23 protein-coding genes are annotated in these 15,428 nt (G+C 39.8%); all 23 read left to right on the forward strand.

Translation table 11 applies throughout. The annotated features are described in order from the left end of the window. Positions 1–23 precede the first annotated feature (23 nt). Positions 24–425: a RusA family crossover junction endodeoxyribonuclease gene (locus tag ASU35_RS02345; RefSeq protein WP_058351493.1), complete on the forward strand. Its 402-nt coding sequence runs from the start codon at positions 24–26 to the stop codon at positions 423–425. A gap of 9 nt (positions 426–434) precedes the next feature. Then, positions 435–1,010, forward strand: a complete 576-nt coding sequence (locus tag ASU35_RS02350; protein WP_058351494.1) for a hypothetical protein — start codon at positions 435–437, stop codon at positions 1,008–1,010. A 1-nt stretch (position 1,011) separates the two neighbouring features. Next, complete coding sequence (locus ASU35_RS02355; RefSeq protein WP_058351495.1) at positions 1,012–1,395, forward strand: phage terminase large subunit family protein; 384 nt, start codon at positions 1,012–1,014, stop codon at positions 1,393–1,395. An 11-nt stretch (positions 1,396–1,406) separates the two neighbouring features. After that, positions 1,407–2,795 carry a phage portal protein gene (locus ASU35_RS02360; RefSeq protein ID WP_242861182.1) on the forward strand — a complete coding sequence of 463 codons (1,389 nt, stop codon included), beginning with the start codon at positions 1,407–1,409 and terminating at the stop codon, positions 2,793–2,795. Beyond that, a complete protein-coding gene (locus tag ASU35_RS02365; protein ID WP_083504104.1) occupies positions 2,785–4,281 on the forward strand; it encodes a minor capsid protein in 1,497 nt (498 codons plus the stop codon). Before ASU35_RS02360 ends, ASU35_RS02365 begins: the two co-directional genes overlap by 11 nt. Next, the gene (locus tag ASU35_RS02370) at positions 4,278–4,541 is read left to right on the forward strand and encodes a hypothetical protein (RefSeq protein ID WP_147525336.1); all 264 of its coding nucleotides are present in this window, start codon (positions 4,278–4,280) and stop codon (positions 4,539–4,541) included. The genes ASU35_RS02365 and ASU35_RS02370 overlap by 4 nt, the downstream gene beginning before the upstream one ends. 2 nt (positions 4,542–4,543) lie before the next feature. Continuing rightward, on the forward strand, positions 4,544–4,777 hold the full coding sequence (locus ASU35_RS19060) for a hypothetical protein (protein WP_147525337.1): 234 nt from the start codon (positions 4,544–4,546) through the stop codon (positions 4,775–4,777). After that, positions 4,759–4,968 carry a hypothetical protein gene (locus tag ASU35_RS02375; protein ID WP_058351497.1) on the forward strand — a complete coding sequence of 70 codons (210 nt, stop codon included), beginning with the start codon at positions 4,759–4,761 and terminating at the stop codon, positions 4,966–4,968. Before ASU35_RS19060 ends, ASU35_RS02375 begins: the two co-directional genes overlap by 19 nt. A 107-nt stretch (positions 4,969–5,075) precedes the next feature. After that, complete coding sequence (locus ASU35_RS02380; RefSeq protein WP_058351498.1) at positions 5,076–5,684, forward strand: phage scaffolding protein; 609 nt, start codon at positions 5,076–5,078, stop codon at positions 5,682–5,684. A 21-nt stretch (positions 5,685–5,705) separates the two neighbouring features. Continuing rightward, positions 5,706–6,701 (forward strand): hypothetical protein, encoded by a 996-nt coding sequence (locus ASU35_RS02385; protein WP_058351499.1) that lies wholly within the window; start codon positions 5,706–5,708, stop codon positions 6,699–6,701. A 9-nt stretch (positions 6,702–6,710) separates the two neighbouring features. Next, a complete protein-coding gene (locus tag ASU35_RS02390; RefSeq protein ID WP_058351500.1) occupies positions 6,711–7,061 on the forward strand; it encodes a phage head-tail connector protein in 351 nt (116 codons plus the stop codon). Then, positions 7,061–7,429: a hypothetical protein gene (locus ASU35_RS02395; RefSeq protein WP_058351501.1), complete on the forward strand. Its 369-nt coding sequence runs from the start codon at positions 7,061–7,063 to the stop codon at positions 7,427–7,429. The genes ASU35_RS02390 and ASU35_RS02395 overlap by 1 nt, the downstream gene beginning before the upstream one ends. Beyond that, a complete protein-coding gene (locus ASU35_RS02400) occupies positions 7,429–7,899 on the forward strand; it encodes an HK97 gp10 family phage protein (protein WP_058351502.1) in 471 nt (156 codons plus the stop codon). Before ASU35_RS02395 ends, ASU35_RS02400 begins: the two co-directional genes overlap by 1 nt. Beyond that, complete coding sequence (locus tag ASU35_RS02405; RefSeq protein ID WP_058351503.1) at positions 7,896–8,324, forward strand: phage tail terminator family protein; 429 nt, start codon at positions 7,896–7,898, stop codon at positions 8,322–8,324. The genes ASU35_RS02400 and ASU35_RS02405 overlap by 4 nt, the downstream gene beginning before the upstream one ends. Before the next feature lie 6 nt (positions 8,325–8,330). Then, positions 8,331–8,513 (forward strand): hypothetical protein, encoded by a 183-nt coding sequence (locus ASU35_RS02410; protein ID WP_058351504.1) that lies wholly within the window; start codon positions 8,331–8,333, stop codon positions 8,511–8,513. Continuing rightward, entirely contained in the window at positions 8,514–9,821 is a 1,308-nt protein-coding gene (locus tag ASU35_RS02415; protein WP_058351505.1) for a phage tail sheath family protein, read from the forward strand. It begins immediately after the preceding gene. 13 nt (positions 9,822–9,834) lie between these two features. After that, complete coding sequence (locus ASU35_RS02420) at positions 9,835–10,332, forward strand: phage tail tube protein (RefSeq protein WP_172794579.1); 498 nt, start codon at positions 9,835–9,837, stop codon at positions 10,330–10,332. 21 nt (positions 10,333–10,353) lie between these two features. Further along, positions 10,354–10,767 (forward strand): phage tail assembly chaperone, encoded by a 414-nt coding sequence (locus ASU35_RS02425; protein ID WP_058351506.1) that lies wholly within the window; start codon positions 10,354–10,356, stop codon positions 10,765–10,767. 14 nt (positions 10,768–10,781) lie between these two features. Beyond that, entirely contained in the window at positions 10,782–10,937 is a 156-nt protein-coding gene (locus ASU35_RS19065) for a hypothetical protein (RefSeq protein ID WP_156059336.1), read from the forward strand. A 69-nt stretch (positions 10,938–11,006) separates the two neighbouring features. Further along, a complete protein-coding gene (locus ASU35_RS02430) occupies positions 11,007–11,684 on the forward strand; it encodes a hypothetical protein (RefSeq protein WP_058351507.1) in 678 nt (225 codons plus the stop codon). Between the two features lie 141 nt (positions 11,685–11,825). Then, entirely contained in the window at positions 11,826–12,479 is a 654-nt protein-coding gene (locus tag ASU35_RS02435) for a Rha family transcriptional regulator (RefSeq protein WP_058351508.1), read from the forward strand. 56 nt (positions 12,480–12,535) lie between these two features. Next, positions 12,536–14,659 carry a tape measure protein gene (locus ASU35_RS02440; RefSeq protein ID WP_058351509.1) on the forward strand — a complete coding sequence of 708 codons (2,124 nt, stop codon included), beginning with the start codon at positions 12,536–12,538 and terminating at the stop codon, positions 14,657–14,659. Beyond that, entirely contained in the window at positions 14,659–15,426 is a 768-nt protein-coding gene (locus ASU35_RS02445; RefSeq protein WP_058351510.1) for a LysM peptidoglycan-binding domain-containing protein, read from the forward strand. The genes ASU35_RS02440 and ASU35_RS02445 overlap by 1 nt, the downstream gene beginning before the upstream one ends. The last annotated feature ends 2 nt before the right edge of the window (positions 15,427–15,428 follow it).

Consider the following 15,428-nt stretch of genomic DNA (forward strand, 5'->3'; position numbering starts at 1 on the left):
GGGTGGGAGGGGAAAGGAATGACATGGTATATAAATTTACGATACTTGGAAAGCTGCCAGGGTTAAATGAGTATACAGCGGCTAACCGCACACATCCCAATAAAGGGAGCCGTATGAAAAAAGAGGGTGAACAGACCGCTATGTGGGCTATACGGCATGAGCTTGGTAGACTGCATATAGAAAAGCCTATCCGTATGCACTATTGCTTTTATGAGCCGAATAAGAAACGAGATTTGGATAATATTTCTTCTTTTGCCCATAAGGTAATCCAGGACAGTCTTGTGAAACTTGGAATCCTTAAAAATGACGGTTGGAATGAGATTGTAGGGTATACGGATCAATTCTATTGCGACAGGCAGAATCCAAGAATAGAAGTAAAGCTGGAGGAGGTAGAAAATGAAAAAATGGCTTATCAAGCACAGTGAGGTGGTTAAGTGACGGATGGAAATTACATAAAAATCTACCGCTCTATGCTTGACTGGGAATGGTATCAAGATATCAATACCTGCAGATTATTTTTGCATATGCTCCTGAAAGCAAATTGGAAAGACGGAAAATTCCAAGGTACAACTGTGCCGCGTGGTTCATTCATATCCTCTCTGCCAAAGCTTTCCGAAGAAACAAAACTGACAGTTGATGAAATTCGGACAGCTTTGAAGCACCTGGAAAAAACAGGGGAAGTTACCAGGCAAACCACAAACCGAAGTTCCATGTTTACCGTGGTTAATTACCAGTTGTACCAAGGAACTTCCCAGACAAATCCCAATCCAATCCCAGGCAGTTCCCAGTCTATTCCCAGTCCATTCCCAGCAATAGAAGAAGAGAAAGAAAGGGAAGAAGGAAAAGAAATTAAGAAGGAAAGAAAGAATATTACAGTTTCTAACGAAACTGTTTGTCAGACTGACGTCAGACTTATCCTTGATGCATGCAACAGTATTCCTTCTTTGGAGAAAAGCAATTACAGGCGTATGGGTTTGTGTAAAAGAGTATTATTATTCAGGAAGAGATGAAGTGGCACAGAAAACAGATGCAGAGTACACTGAGGATTTAAAGCAGTTCCTTGGCAGCATTAAGATTAAAGCAGTAATCGTTGACCCGAGTGCCGCTTCTTTTATTGCACAGTTAAAGAAAAGCGGATTTAAGGTAAGGAAAGCGAATAACGATGTTCTGGATGGAATTCGCTTTGTTGGAACACTACTTAATCAGAAAAAGATACGGTTTTATAAAGACTGTGTTAATACCGTAAAAGAATTTAATTCTTATGTATGGGACAACAAGGCAGTGGAAAAAGGGGAAGACAAGCCGGTAAAACAGTTTGACCATTGCATGGATGCGGTAAGGTATTTCTGCATGACAGTAATTAAGATGAAGCAGTCATTAAGCATTTTGAAATAGAGGTGAAAAGAGTGGATTTAGAGAGTGCAAAAAAACTCATTAAGGAGCATATGCCAGTTCATGAGAAATTCGTGAAAGATGCAATTGAGGCGAAGAGGTATTATCGGAACGAGAATGATATATTGACAAAAGGTGCGAGAAGGGAAAAGGAACAGTCAGAAGATACTCCTATCCGTAGTGCAGATAATCGCATTAGTCATAATTTCCACGGGCTTTTGGTAAATCAGAAAACTGCATATATGTTTACAGCCTCACCTTTGTTTGACATCGGAAATCCAGAAGCAAACAAAAGGATAGCCAATGTCCTTGGGGATAAATATGCAAAAGTCTGCAAAGATTTGTGTATCAATGCCTCCAATGCTTCTGTGTCATGGCTACATTATTGGAAGGATGAAAAAGGTACATTCAAATATGGTGTCATAGAAAGCGAGCAGATCATACCAGTGTGGAGCAGTGATTTGGAAAGAGAACTGCAGTCGGTACTGCGTGTATATCGAAGAACCCAGGATGATGGGAAAACATATACAGTGTATGAGATATGGACAGAAAAGGAGTGCCAGTCTTTTATAAGACAGGAAAATCTATCGGTAGATATTGGGCTTTCGTATTATAGTATATTGGATTTTTCCGTTGTGGATACGTCAGAAGGAAGCATTTATGATCATGGGATGGAAAGAGTCCCTTTCATCCCTTTTTTCAATAATAATGTGAATACCAATGATTTGAAAAATATCAAAGGACTGATAGACGCTTATGATAAAGTTTACAGCGGTTATGTGAATGACTTGGAAGATATACAGGAAATCATCTTTATTTTAAGTGGTTATGGCGGCACTGATTTGAAAGAGTTTATGCAGGACTTGAAATTGTATAAGGCTGTAAAACTGGATGCCGACAGCGATAAGCCGGGGTTATCCACACTTGCCATTGATATTCCGGTGGAGGCAAGAGAAAAGCTTCTTGCCATGACTAGAAAAGAAATCTTTGAACAGGGTCAGGGAGTAGACCCACAGCCGGAATCATTTGGCAACAAATCAGGCGAGGCTTTGAAGTTTATGTATGCTCTCTTGGAACTGAAAGCCGGTTTGATGGAAACAGAGTTTAAGCTTGGTTTCGGAGAACTTGTAAGGGCGATCTGTCAGTATTTGAATGTACCTTGTGAAACGCTTACCCAGACATGGACGAGGACATCCATTAAAAACGATACCGAGATTTCAGATATTTGTAGAAACAGCGTAGGAATCATATCTAATAAGACTGTTTTGAAAAACCATCCTCTTGTTGAAAATGCGGAAGAGGAAGAAAAACAGATAGCCAAGGAGAAGAAAGAGGCAGAGGAATCAGAACAGGAGTACAAAAGAGCATTTGCAGATAAAAGCGGTGATGTAGATGAAGAATAGCGAATATTGGAAAAGGCGGTTCGAACAGCTCGAAGATGAGAATTATGCAAAGACAGAAAGCTACTACAAGGATGTAGAGAAACAGTTCCGCATGGCACAGAATAGCGTACAGGCAGATATTGAAAAATGGTATTGGAGACTGGCAGATAATAATGATATTTCCTATGCAGCAGCAAAAAAGCTGTTGAAAAAGAATGAGTTAGAGGAGTTCCATTGGACAGTAGAGGAATATATCAAATATGGTCAGGAAAATTCCATGAATCAGAAGTGGATGAAGGAATTGGAGAATGCTTCTGCAAGAGTACATATTTCCCGTCTGGAAGCCATAAAGCTTCAGATACAGCAGGAAGCCGAAAAGCTATTCTTGGAATATGAAGGGGCAACAACAGAATTTTTAAAAAGAACCTATGCAGATGGTTTCTATCATACAGCATTTGGGATTGCAAGAGGGACTGGTGTAGGAAGCAGTCTGGCAAAGCTGGATTCTGATACAATTGAAAAATTGATAAAGAAGCCCTGGGCACAGGATGGGAGCAATTTTTCTGACCGTATCTGGGCAAATAAAAAGAAACTGGTAAACGTACTGCACACAGAATTGGCACAGAATGTCATCAGAGGGGAAAGCCAGGAAAAGGCTGCTAAGAGAGTAGCGGAACAAATGGGAGCATCTATGAGACAGGCAAGGACACTGGTATATACAGAAAGTGCCGCGATTGCTTCAGGTGCAAGAAGAGACTGTCTTAAAGACCTTGGTGTAGAGCAGTATGAGATTGTAGCAACTCTTGATAGCAAGACATCAGACATTTGCCGGGAGATGGATGGTAAGGTGTTCGATATGAAAGAATATCAGGTAGGACTTACCGCACCGCCGTTTCATCCTAATTGTCGTTCTTGCACTTGCCCATATTTCAATGATGAATTTACCATTGGAGAAGAAAGAGCAGCAAGAAATGAGGAAACAGGAAGAACTTATTATGTACCGGCAGATATGAAATATCTGGAGTGGAAAGAGAAATTTGTAGATAAGGACGCCAAAGAACCTAAATCTGTGCTAACTCTTACTGAGATAGGAGCAATTATAAGATATGTAAGTCCGGATTCTTATGTTCTGAATGATAAATTAAGGCATGGAGATGAGTTGACAGAGGAAGAAAAAGAATGGATAATAGACTTAGATAATGCACTAGATAAAATGCAGGACTATGAGGGGATAGTATATCGGTCTGTTTCGGATTTTGGAATTGGTGATGTAGATGAATTTATAAATTCTTATGTACCTGGATGTACAAAAGAATTTCCATCATATATATCTTCTTCTGAAAACGTATATGATGAGAGCTTTTCAATACAGTATGCTATTTGGTCGAAACATGGAAAGGATATTCGAGAATATAACCAGAAAGAAAAAGAGGTATTGTTTAAGCGGAATAGCAAGTTTAAGGTGATAAGAGTTGAGAAAAATATAATTTATTTGGAGGAAAAATGATGGCATTAACGGCGAGAGAATGGACTTTATTACCAAAAGACGAAATGGAGGCAAGACAAGGTGAATTGTCTCCGGGAGAATGCTTTAAGCTTAGGACGGAGCTAAGTATGATACATTTGACAGAGGAACAAAAAGCCAGAATGACAGAGGAGGAAAAAAACAAATTTATTAATCAGAAATATCCCAAAAGAACAGAAGAGGAAAAGAGAGAGATTGAAAGACAAGCAAGAGAAGTTTTTAGATCGCTGCTGGAGGATTAAAGATGGCAAAGGATGATTATTTTGTAATTGTATACAGGATACTGAATTATCTGTATGAATGTTTCAAAGCCGGCGAAAGACCGGATATGGAAATGTTCGGACCCGTTGCTCTTCGGATTAATAATGGATATTGGGTGAATGTCATGGAAAGTCTTTATTTGGTGGTTTTTATGCTACAAATTAAAAAGTTGCACTGGCACAACAGAATGGAGGACATATGGAACTTAACAGTTTAGAAATAAATACAAGCGGCAGCTTAGGAAATATTATTCTGAATGGAGAAGACATATCGAAAAAAATTACAAAGGTAGAATATGTACATGAAGGAGGCGAAATTCCATTTATAAAAATAACATATCCTGTAGATGAAATAAAAATTAATGCAAATGTAATAGTAAATGAAATACCAGATAATCAGAACACTTAGAGATAGGTGTTCTTTTTATATGCCGCCTTTCCGGTACCGCAGGCGGAAAAGAACGGGACATCACCGGACACGACCGGGGCAACAAGTGAAGATGAAAGGAGACTATCATGAAGAAAGAAGATTTTATTTCGCTTGGAATTAGCGAGGAACTTGCAGAAAAAGCAGCAGAAGCTTCCGCAAAAGAGCTGGAAGGCTTTATACCTAAATCACGTTTTGAGGAAGTCAATGAGGCAAAGAAACAGCTTGAAAAAGATGTAAAGACCAGAGACGGACAGTTGGAAGAGCTTAAAAAAGCAAATGGTAATAATGAGGAGCTGCAAAAGCAGATTAAGGAGCTTCAGGAAACAAACAAAACCGAGAAAGCAAAATACGAGTCTGACATTAAGGACTTAAGACTTTCTAATGCTATAAAGCTTTCTCTGGCTGGAAAAGTACACGATGAGGAGATTGTGGCTGGCCTTTTTGACAAGACAAAGCTGGTTCTTGGAGAAGATGGCAAGGTTTTGGGACTGGAAGAGCAGATTAAGGAGCTTCAGGAAACAAAGAAATTCCTGTTTAAGCAGGTAAATGGTGGCTATAACCCACAGGGCGGAAGCCATACAGTAACGAACCCGTTTGCAAAAGAAACTTTTAACTTAACAGAACAGGGAAAATTATTAAAAGAAAATCCGGCACAGGCCAGAGAGCTGGCAGCAGCGGCCGGAATGACCATTTAAGAAAGGAAAAGGTGATATTTTATGGCAGCAACAAAATTATCAGACGTTATTGTACCGGTTTTATTCAATCCCTATGTAGTGAACCGTACAATGGAGTTATCTGCTCTGGTTCGGAGCGGGATTGTAACAAATAACAGTGAGTTTGACACATTAGCTTCACAGGCATCTCCGCTTGTGAATATGCCGTTCTTTGAGGATTTAACCGGAGAATCCGAGCAGATTATCGAAGATGCGAACCTGGAGGCTAATAAAATCAATTCCAACAAGGACGTAGCGGCTATTATTCGCCGTGCTAAGATGTGGGCGGCAACAGATTTATCCGCAGCACTGGCAGGCAGTGACCCAATGAAAGCTATTGGTGATTTGGTGGCACGGTTCTGGGAAAGAGACTTGCAAAAAGAGCTGGTGGCTGTGCTTGGTGGCATCTTTGGAACCTACACTCCTCCGGAAGGGCATGCAACTACACCACTGGCATCTAATATATTAGATATTTCTGGAAAATCTGGATCAGCGGCAAACTGGAGTGGTACAGCCTTCATTGATGCAGAGCAGTTGCTTGGAGATGCTAAGGCACAGCTTACTGGTGTATGTATGCACAGTGCAACAGAGGCTTATTTGAAGAAGCAGAACCTGATTGAAACGGTGCAGCCGTCTAATGATGTGTCCTTTGGATTATACCAGGGAAAGCGTGTTATCGTTGATGATGGTTGCCCGGTAGAAAAGGGTGTGTATACTACCTATTTATTTGGAAATGGTGCTGTTGCTCTTGGAAACGGAAGTCCGGTCGGATTTGTGCCTACAGAAACTGACAGAGATAAAAAGAAAGGATCTGGCGTTGATTATCTGATTAACCGCAAGACTATGATTCTTCATCCAAGAGGAATTAAATTTACCAATGAAAAGGTAGCTAAGACAGAAGGCCCTTCCCGTGCAGAGTTGAAAAATGCACAGAACTGGAAGCCTGTTTATGAATCAAAGCAGATTAGAATTGTGGCATTTAAGCACAAATTGGGGTAGGTGAAATTTATGTCAGAGGAACTTGAGTTATTAGGCAAGTTGAAAACTTCCCTTGGAATACAGGGAGAGGAAAAAGATGGTGAATTAAAATTGTGTCTTGAAGAGGCAGAGGAGATAGCGGTTAATTACTGTAATCTGTCAGAGCTTCCAGATGGGCTTAAAAATACGGTGGTGCGTATGGCAGTCGATATTTACCGGAACGAACAGCCAGGGGATAACATGGTTCCTCTGGCTGTGAAATCCATTAGTGAGGGAGACACAAGTACAAGCTTTGGAACTGTGCAGGTAAGCGGATATGCAGAGTCTGTATTGAAGGATTATAAAAACCAGCTTAACCGGTATAGAAAGGTGTGTTTTTGATGAATGCAGAGCAGCTACATAGAAAAGCAGTAGAAAGTCGCTATACTGGTATTTGCAATGTATATGAGCAGAAAGCAGAAAGAAATGAAGTTACAAAACTAATGGAGCAAAAGGAAGTCCTTGTACTGGAGAATCAGCCTTGCAGGATTTCCTTTTCTTCTGTTCCGTCGGCATCAGAAAAACAGAATGCAGCAAAAGTTGATCAGATAGTGACTTTGTTTATTGCTCCAGAACTGGAAATAAAAGCCGGTTCCAAGATTGTAATAACCCAGGATAATGTGACCAGAGAGTACAGCAAAAGTGGAATATCAGCCGTATATCCATCCCATCAGGAAATAACGTTGGAACTGCTTGGAGGTTATGCATAATGGCAAGTTGGGGAAGTTGTGATTTCAGCGAGTTGGAAAAGCTAAGGGACAGCTTGGAGGCAATGGGGAATCAGAAGAAGGCAGATGCTTTCTGTGAGGACTGTGCCAAGGAGCTTGCCGCCAGATTGCTTCGGAAGGTAATTAAGCGAACACCAACAGATACGGGAAATTTAAGAAAGAATTGGACAACGCAAGCAGACGGAAGCGGCTCGGAAGGGTTAAAGACCAGAGGAGCAACACAGTATGTAGATACGTTAAAAGTACATCGCTATGGTAACAATTTTGTGGTCAATATAACAAACCCAACAGAGTATGCGAGTTTTGTTGAATTTGGACACAGGACCGTAGATCATAAAGGATGGGTTAATGGTCAATTCATGCTTACAATATCCGAAAAGGAAATTGCTGATGCAGCTCCAGGAATTCTGGAGAAGAAACTGACAGCCTATTTGAAAGAGGTGTTTCAATGAACTTAGATGATATTACCGTGGGAATTTCACAGGCGATTTACAATGAATTTGGAGAGGATTATACAATTTATAGCGATGACATCAGTCAGGGAATGTCAGAACCCTGCTTTCTTGTATTGCCAATTAATTCAAGCCGTGAGCTGATTGTAGGAAACCGCTACGAAAGTAGAAATCCATATGATATTCATTATTTTCCACAAAAGGAGAATGACCGAAGCGAGATAAATACTGTAGAGGCACGTCTGTATGTGGCCTTGGAGTATATTACGGTCAATGATGGGCTAGTCCGTGGGATAAATATGAATTCCCAGGTAACAGATGGTGTACTGCATTTTTTTGTTGACTATAATATGTTCCTGAATAAAAAACTTTTTGCAGCCGAAGAGATGCAGAAGTTATCAGTTACAGTTAAATTGAAGGAGTGATACTATTTGCCAGATAAAAAGACAGAAACAAAGGTAAAGGAACCAATCTTTACAAAAGAGCAGCTTTTAACGTCAAAAAAATATGAAAAAGACAGAGATATTATAGATGCTGTATTGGAAGAAGGGAGCTACACAGAAAGTGAAATTAGAAAAATAATCGAACAGTTTAAGAAAGGTAAGGTGAACTAAATGCCATTAGGTGGAGGAAAATTTACGACACAGAATAAGATACTTCCGGGCTTTTATGCAAATTTTGTTAGTATGGCAAGAGCATCATCTGTTGTATCAGACAGAGGATATGTGGCGTTGCCAATGGAGCTTGACTGGGGTATTGATGGTGCTGTTTTTGCAGTGGAAAATGCAGATTTCCAAAAGAACTCAATGGATATCTTTGGATATTCCTATGATTCTGACCAGATGAAGTCACTAAGAGATTTATTCTTAAATGCAAAAACTGCATATATTTACCGGCTAAACAGCGGAGGAAAGGCAGCGAATACATACGGAACAGCAAAGTACAGCGGAGTCCGGGGAAATGATATCAAGACGGTAATCCAGACAAACGTAGATGATCCGTCAAATTTTGATGTGATTACCTATGTTGGAACTTCTAAAGTAGATGTACAGACGGTTTCCAGTGCAGCAGAGCTTGTAGATAACAGCTTTGTTTCGTTTAAAAAGGAGGCAGTTCTTGAAGCTACAGCAGGAATTCCGATGACAGGGGGAAAGAACAAAGCAGATGTTACTGGTGAGGACCACCAGACGGCTCTGGTTAAATTAGAAGCATATACAGCTAATATTCTTATTTGTACTTCTACAGATGAGAAAATCAAAAAGCTGTATGCTGCCTTTGTTAAAAGGCTCAGAGATGATGTCGGTGTAAAGCTTCAGGCAGTAATCCATAATTTCCCTGGAGATTACCCTGGAGTAATCAACCTGAAGAATACTGTAGCTGACAGCGGAGCGAAAGGAAATGAGTTGGTGTATTGGCTTGGTGGTGCCGAAGCGGCTTGTGCAGTTAATAAAACACTCACAAACCGTACTTATGATGGCGAATACACGGTAAATGCAGAGTATACGCAGACGGAGCTTATAAAGGCAATTCAGGATGGAGAGCTTTGCTTCCATAATGTAGGCTCTGAAATTCATGTTCTGGATGATATTAATTCCTTTGTTACCTTTACCGAGGAAATGAATAAGGATTTTTCAAAGAATCAGGTAATCAGAGTATTAGATCAGTACGGAAACGATATTGCCCTTTTATTCAATACCAAGTATCTTGGAAAAATTCAGAATGACAAGGACGGAAGAGTATCTTTCTGGGGTGATTTGGATGACTACAATAAAAAGCAGCAGAAGCTCCGTGCGGTAACCAACTATAATCCGGAGGAGCTTACTGTAGAGGCTGGAGAAGAAAAGGACAGTGTTGTAGTAGAGAACCCGGTGCAGGCAGTGTGCGCAATGGCAAAATGCTACATGAGAGTCTATGTAAGATAAGGAGGAAGAGCAGATGTTTAAAACGAATTTGCAGTTTTTTGCTGATGATGTAATGGAAGCAAAGGACGCGGTTTCTGCTAAACTGGCAAAATGCTATGTGACGATTGAAGGAAACCGTTATCTCTTAATGCAGGCCAAGAGTTTTGAAGCAAATTTTAAGAAAAACAAAAAGACGGTATCCATATTAGGAAAGACCGGAGAGGGAAACAAGGCTTCTGGCTGGTCTGGTAGTGGAAAGATGGTTATTTACCATAATACAGAGCTTTTCAATGATTTGCTTGAACGCTACAAGAATACAGGTGAGGATATTTATTTTGATGTACAGGTAACCAATGAGGACCCAACCAGTGCTGCCGGAAGAAATACCAAGATTTACAAAAACTGTAATCTGGATGAAGGAACCTTACAGAGTTTTGATGCAGCCGGAGAATGGCTGGAACAGGAAGTTTCATTTACCTTTGAGGATTATGAGGGTCCTGAAAAATATAAGCAGCTTGCAGGTATGCAGTAGAAGAAAAGGAGAAAGAGAAAAATGAGTAATTTTGAAGCATTTTTAAATCAGAACAAGAAGAAGCAGAAAAATGTAAAAGTGGTAGCAAGTAAAGCTTTTGTAGGAAATGAAGGGAAACCATTAGAGTGGGAAATCCGCCAGTTAAAATCAAAGGAGGCAGATTATATCCGTAATGAATGTACTTCGGTTGGAAAAGGCGGGAAAGTTGTAATGGATGGTGCAAAATTTAACCGCATGGTAGCTGCTAAGTGTACAGTATATCCGAACTTGAATGACAAGGAACTTCAGGACTCCTATGGTGTAATGGGGGCAGAGGAGCTGATTCAGGAAATGCTGGATAATGATGGTGAATTTCAGGAGTATGTAGGAAAAATCCTTGAAATAAGCGGATATGGTAAAACGGATACAGAACTAGAAGAAGAAGCAAAAAACTAATAAATGGAGGCGATGTGGACAGCAATTACTATTATTATTGTTTGCATCGCTTCCACTGGACACCGAGACAGTTTTTAGAATTTGATAGGTATGAAAAGGCATTAATCATGGCTTGCATTGATATACGGACAGAAAAAGAAAAAAAGGAAGCGGCAAAGATGAATAGATGACCGCGTAGTCTGGACTTTAATAACTCCCTGTTGTATAATAGAACTATATTGTACAATAGGGAGGAAAACATGAAGAGATGGAAATGCGGAAGAAAATATACTTATCTGATACTAGTTTTAACTATTGCTGGGTATATTGTTTTTGGAATTATTCAGGTAGGTAAATCTTATAAAACATATCAACTAACAGATTTTATAGTAGTTGGTATTATACTTTTGCTATTGGGGATTGCCGAAAAGCGGCTTATAGGGAAATTTTTAAATAATTCATCTGTATTAAAGCAAAACAATGAAAATTTAAAAGCTGAGCAAGAGAAAATATATAATTATGATGAAGTAAATGTAGCATTAGACCAGACAAAAATAAAACTGTCAGCTGATGAAAAAATATTGCAAGGGAAAGTTGTTGACATATTAACTAAAAGCCTTTTGAGAAAAAGAGGTTATGGAGTATATATGAAAACATCGGAAAATGAAGATTATTTTTTTAGAGAACTTGTAAAAAATATAGAGAATAGTGGTTTAAAATCAGCGTTATTGTACTTAGAACCGATGTCGGATAAAAGTTTTAGTGTTCACTATGATGGTTATCAAATAGGAAGAATAAAGTTAAGTGGAAATAAAACTCGTATGCAGGTTTTGGTAGGATTACATGGAATGAAATTGTACGAAAATTTAACGGTGGAAGAGTATGTTGAAAAAATTTCTTTTTGGATAAAACATGCAAAGCATTGCTTAAGAGATTAGCAATTTTGCATATAAATATACAAAATTGAAAAATGTATTTCAAGGCACCCAGAGAAATCTAGGTGATTTTGTTATTGAAGGGCGTGGCAAAATGCTACGTCTTATTTTATTACAAAAAATCAGCAGAAAGGATTGAAAAATATGTTAGTAGAAATCACAAAAATCAATAAGGAAGAGGTAACTGTAGTAACCAGTCTTGATGTGGCTGAGACTTTTGAAAAGCAACATAAAGATGTACTTGAAAGTATTCGTGTCATAAAAGATACGTTGAGTACAGCGGAATTTTCCGCCCTATTCTATGAAGCAACATATAAGGCCGCTAACGGAAAAGCAAATCCTATGTACTATATGAACCGTGACGGTTTTACTCTTTTGGTCATGGGCTATACTGGTGAAAAAGCAATGAAATTTAAGCTTGCCTATATTAAGCAATTCAATGCAATGGAACAGGCTCTCATCGGCAAAATGAAAGAGCGTGAGAAAGGAATTGCTGTAAGACAGGCTCTCACAAAGGCAATCCAGCAGTCAGAAGAGAATGAAAGAATGCACGGCCACGCCTATTCTACTTACACAAACTGCATTTACAAGGTGGTATTCGGCATGAATGCGAACCAGCTCCGGGAAAAGTATGGATTAGGAAAGAAGGATAATATTAGAGATTGCTTTACAGAAGAGGAGTTAAAGGCTGTACAGTCAATGGAATGTCTTGTTAGCGGTCTGGTTGATTGCGGATGGGGATATGACCAAATTAAGGAATTTATCCAGCAGACAAATGTCAAGAAGATTGCTGCATAGAGAGCTTAGAAATAGGCTTTCTTTTTTATGTATCAATTTAAGAAAGGAGAAATTTCATGCCAGGACTTAATACGTCTATTCAGATTAAAGACCGACTGTCACCTGCTTTTAGAACAATGACACAAAGCATTAATGTGTGCCTTGGTGCGTTTGCTGATATGCAGACAGCCACCGGACAGGCGGTAAATACAGATGCAATCAGGGCGGCACAGGTCGCCATGAATGATATGAACATGGAAACTTCCAGAATTGATGACGAGCTAAGAAAAGCTGCTACAGCTCAACATCAGTTTAATGATTCTGTAAGAACTGGTCATACAGCAGCAGAGGAATTGCTAGGAAAAGTAAAGGCTGTAGTAGGGGCCTATGTTGGAATGCGTGCAGTAAGTGGTGTGATTGGGTTGTCTGATGAAATGGCACAGACGGCAGCAAGACTTAACTTAATGAACGATGGCTTGCAGACTACAGCAGAATTACAAGAAAAAATATATATGTCAGCTCAAAATTCAAGAGCTTCATATATGGATACAGCGGCAGCAGTATCACGAATGGGTATGTTGGCTAAGGATGCATTTTCCGGAAATGATGAACTTATCCAGTTTACAGAACTGATGAATAAGAACCTTAAAGTAGGCGGTGCATCAGCACAGGAACAGGCATCAGCGATGTATCAGCTTACACAGGCTATGGCTTCTGGCAGGCTCCAGGGAGATGAATACCGAAGTATTATAGAAAACGCTCCGTTGTTGGCTTCTGCGATTGAGGACTATATGGTGAATGTTCAGCACGCCCAGGGCAGCATGAAAGACTGGGCATCAGAAGGTCTTCTTACAGCCGGTGTTATCAAAGCTGCAATGTTTAATGCGGCAGATGAGACAAATGCTAAATTTGAAGAAATTCCAATGACTTGGAGTGATGTAGCTAATTTTGTGAGAAATGCAGGAGTTATGGCATTTCAACCGATTCTGCAGCAGATTAACCAAATTGCAAATAATGCCAATACTCAGACAGTAGTACAAGGTATCGTTGGAGGAATGGCAACAATCGCGGCAGCTGTAGGACCTGTGCTGAATCTTATGGTAGATGGTGCTGGCTGGATAGTAGAAAATTGGTCGATGATAGAACCTTTAGTCTGGGGTGTAGCTGGAGCCGTAGGGGCTTATGCCATTGCACAGGGAATAGCAAATATTCAGGCGGCAATCGCCAATGGCCAAGGGGCGGCGTATGTGACATTACAGCTGGCAAAGGCGGCAGGGTTGGCAGTGGTAGCCTTAATGACTGGAAATGCTACATTAATGCAAACAGCATATAATACCGCAGTTGCGGCATTCCCAGGGATTTTTATTTTAACAATTATTGGACTGGTTGTATCTGCTTTGGTTAAATGGGTGCAATCGGTAGGAGGCGTAAGGATAGCCTGGGCTATTATGGTTGATTATATAAAATATGGAATCGCATTGTTGATAGCAGATATAAGCATGGCAAATACAAGAATTGCAAATTTTTGTGGAAAAATATCCTTGTCATTTAAAGCAATGGGAATAAATATGGCAAATGCTGTTGGAGAGAGTAAGGTGAATATTCTTACTTATTTGCAAGATTTAATTAATAATTCTATTTCAATGATAAATGGGTTTATTGATATTCTAAATAAAATACCAGGAGTTTCTATTGAGGCTATTAGTTGGACTGCTACTTTTGCTACAGATGCGGCAATGGCAGAAGCAGATAAGAAAAGTGCGAGAGAATCCTCTTTTAAAGCAGCTGAGGCGGCATATGCAAATGAAAAAGCAAATAGAGAAAGAAAAAGTCAGCAATTATTGGAAAAGGCTAATTATGAGCATGCAAACAGACGAAGAGAAATTGAACAGATGAGGAAAGAAGCAACGGAAAATAAGTCGGAAAAGGCAAATGAAACAGCCTTGAATTATGCCGCAGTTACAGCAGCTAATACTGGTAAAATTGCAGATTCTACCGAGATTTCCAGTGAGGACTTAAAATATCTCAGGGATATTGCAGAAAGAGACATCATTGACCGAACGGTGTTCCGGGATATCAAGGTGGATTTAGGCGGTGTGATTAACCAGGTGAATGAAATGAGTGATTTGGACGGTATCGCAGCGTACATTGGTGAGAGCGTTCGTAGAGAAATGCTTATTTCAGCGGAAGGGGTGCATTGATGATTACAAATACAATACAGGCAGGAATCAAGGCGGCAATAAAGCCGCTTTTGGTTTCCCTTTCCCAGCAGCAGGGCTATCACTTTTATTTTGGTACAGAAATGCTTCCTGTGACACCGGAGAAGCTTTCTACCAAGATTAAAAACAAGAATAAGACAATTACCCTGATGAACGAAGGAGAGGTAAATCTGCTTAAGACGGCAGGTCTCACAGAATATAAATTTGATATTTTGCTTCCGAATGTATCTTACCCTTTTGCAGAGTATTTATTTGAATTCCAGCCGGCTGGGTACTACCTGGAATTTTTAGAAAAGCTGAAAACAGAGAAAGAACCGTTTCAGTTTATTGTAAGCCGCGTGCATCCGGGACGAGGAAGCCTTTTTAAAACGAACACAACCGTAACCTTAGAAGAATATGAAATTAAGGAAAGTGCAGAAGATGGTTTTGATTGCATAGTATCTGTGGAATTGAAGCAATACCGGCCGTTTGAAACCAGAGTTGTAAGGTTGACTAGCAATAAGAAAAAAGCAGGAACGACCGGAAAGAAGCGAGTTGCAAAAAAAGCTGCTTCTGGAACATCGTATACGGTAAAGTCAGGTGACTGCCTCTGGAAGATTTCCAAAAGCTGTTATGGAGATGGAGGAAATGGAAGTAAGATATATGCAGCCAATAAGTCAGCCATTGAGAAAGCAGCGAAGAAACACGGAAAAAGCAGCTCTCAAAACGGAAGATATATATATCCTGGCACTGTGCTTAAGATACCATAAGG

This window comes from Acetivibrio ethanolgignens (assembly GCF_001461035.1).
GTDB classification, from domain to species: domain Bacteria; phylum Bacillota; class Clostridia; order Lachnospirales; family Lachnospiraceae; genus Velocimicrobium; species Velocimicrobium ethanolgignens.

Excerpts from the sequence above, each read along its gene's own strand:
- ASU35_RS02390 (WP_058351500.1), top strand. The coding sequence starts at position 6,711 with ATGTCAGAGGAACTTGAGTTATTAGGCAAGTTGAAAACTTCCCTTGGA.
- ASU35_RS02375 (WP_058351497.1), top strand. The coding sequence starts at position 4,759 with ATGGAACTTAACAGTTTAGAAATAAATACAAGCGGCAGCTTAGGAAAT.
- ASU35_RS02445 (WP_058351510.1), top strand. The coding sequence starts at position 14,659 with ATGATTACAAATACAATACAGGCAGGAATCAAGGCGGCAATAAAGCCG.
- ASU35_RS02405 (WP_058351503.1), top strand. The coding sequence starts at position 7,896 with ATGAACTTAGATGATATTACCGTGGGAATTTCACAGGCGATTTACAAT.
- ASU35_RS19060 (WP_147525337.1), top strand. The coding sequence starts at position 4,544 with ATGGCAAAGGATGATTATTTTGTAATTGTATACAGGATACTGAATTAT.
- ASU35_RS02430 (WP_058351507.1), top strand. The coding sequence starts at position 11,007 with ATGAAGAGATGGAAATGCGGAAGAAAATATACTTATCTGATACTAGTT.
- ASU35_RS02420 (WP_172794579.1), top strand. The coding sequence starts at position 9,835 with ATGTTTAAAACGAATTTGCAGTTTTTTGCTGATGATGTAATGGAAGCA.
- ASU35_RS02415 (WP_058351505.1), top strand. The coding sequence starts at position 8,514 with ATGCCATTAGGTGGAGGAAAATTTACGACACAGAATAAGATACTTCCG.
- ASU35_RS02400 (WP_058351502.1), top strand. The coding sequence starts at position 7,429 with ATGGCAAGTTGGGGAAGTTGTGATTTCAGCGAGTTGGAAAAGCTAAGG.
- ASU35_RS02440 (WP_058351509.1), top strand. The coding sequence starts at position 12,536 with ATGCCAGGACTTAATACGTCTATTCAGATTAAAGACCGACTGTCACCT.
- ASU35_RS02370 (WP_147525336.1), top strand. The coding sequence starts at position 4,278 with ATGATGGCATTAACGGCGAGAGAATGGACTTTATTACCAAAAGACGAA.
- ASU35_RS02385 (WP_058351499.1), top strand. The coding sequence starts at position 5,706 with ATGGCAGCAACAAAATTATCAGACGTTATTGTACCGGTTTTATTCAAT.
- ASU35_RS02365 (WP_083504104.1), top strand. The coding sequence starts at position 2,785 with ATGAAGAATAGCGAATATTGGAAAAGGCGGTTCGAACAGCTCGAAGAT.
- ASU35_RS02395 (WP_058351501.1), top strand. The coding sequence starts at position 7,061 with ATGAATGCAGAGCAGCTACATAGAAAAGCAGTAGAAAGTCGCTATACT.
- ASU35_RS02380 (WP_058351498.1), top strand. The coding sequence starts at position 5,076 with ATGAAGAAAGAAGATTTTATTTCGCTTGGAATTAGCGAGGAACTTGCA.
- ASU35_RS02435 (WP_058351508.1), top strand. The coding sequence starts at position 11,826 with ATGTTAGTAGAAATCACAAAAATCAATAAGGAAGAGGTAACTGTAGTA.
- ASU35_RS02425 (WP_058351506.1), top strand. The coding sequence starts at position 10,354 with ATGAGTAATTTTGAAGCATTTTTAAATCAGAACAAGAAGAAGCAGAAA.
- ASU35_RS02345 (WP_058351493.1), top strand. The coding sequence starts at position 24 with ATGGTATATAAATTTACGATACTTGGAAAGCTGCCAGGGTTAAATGAG.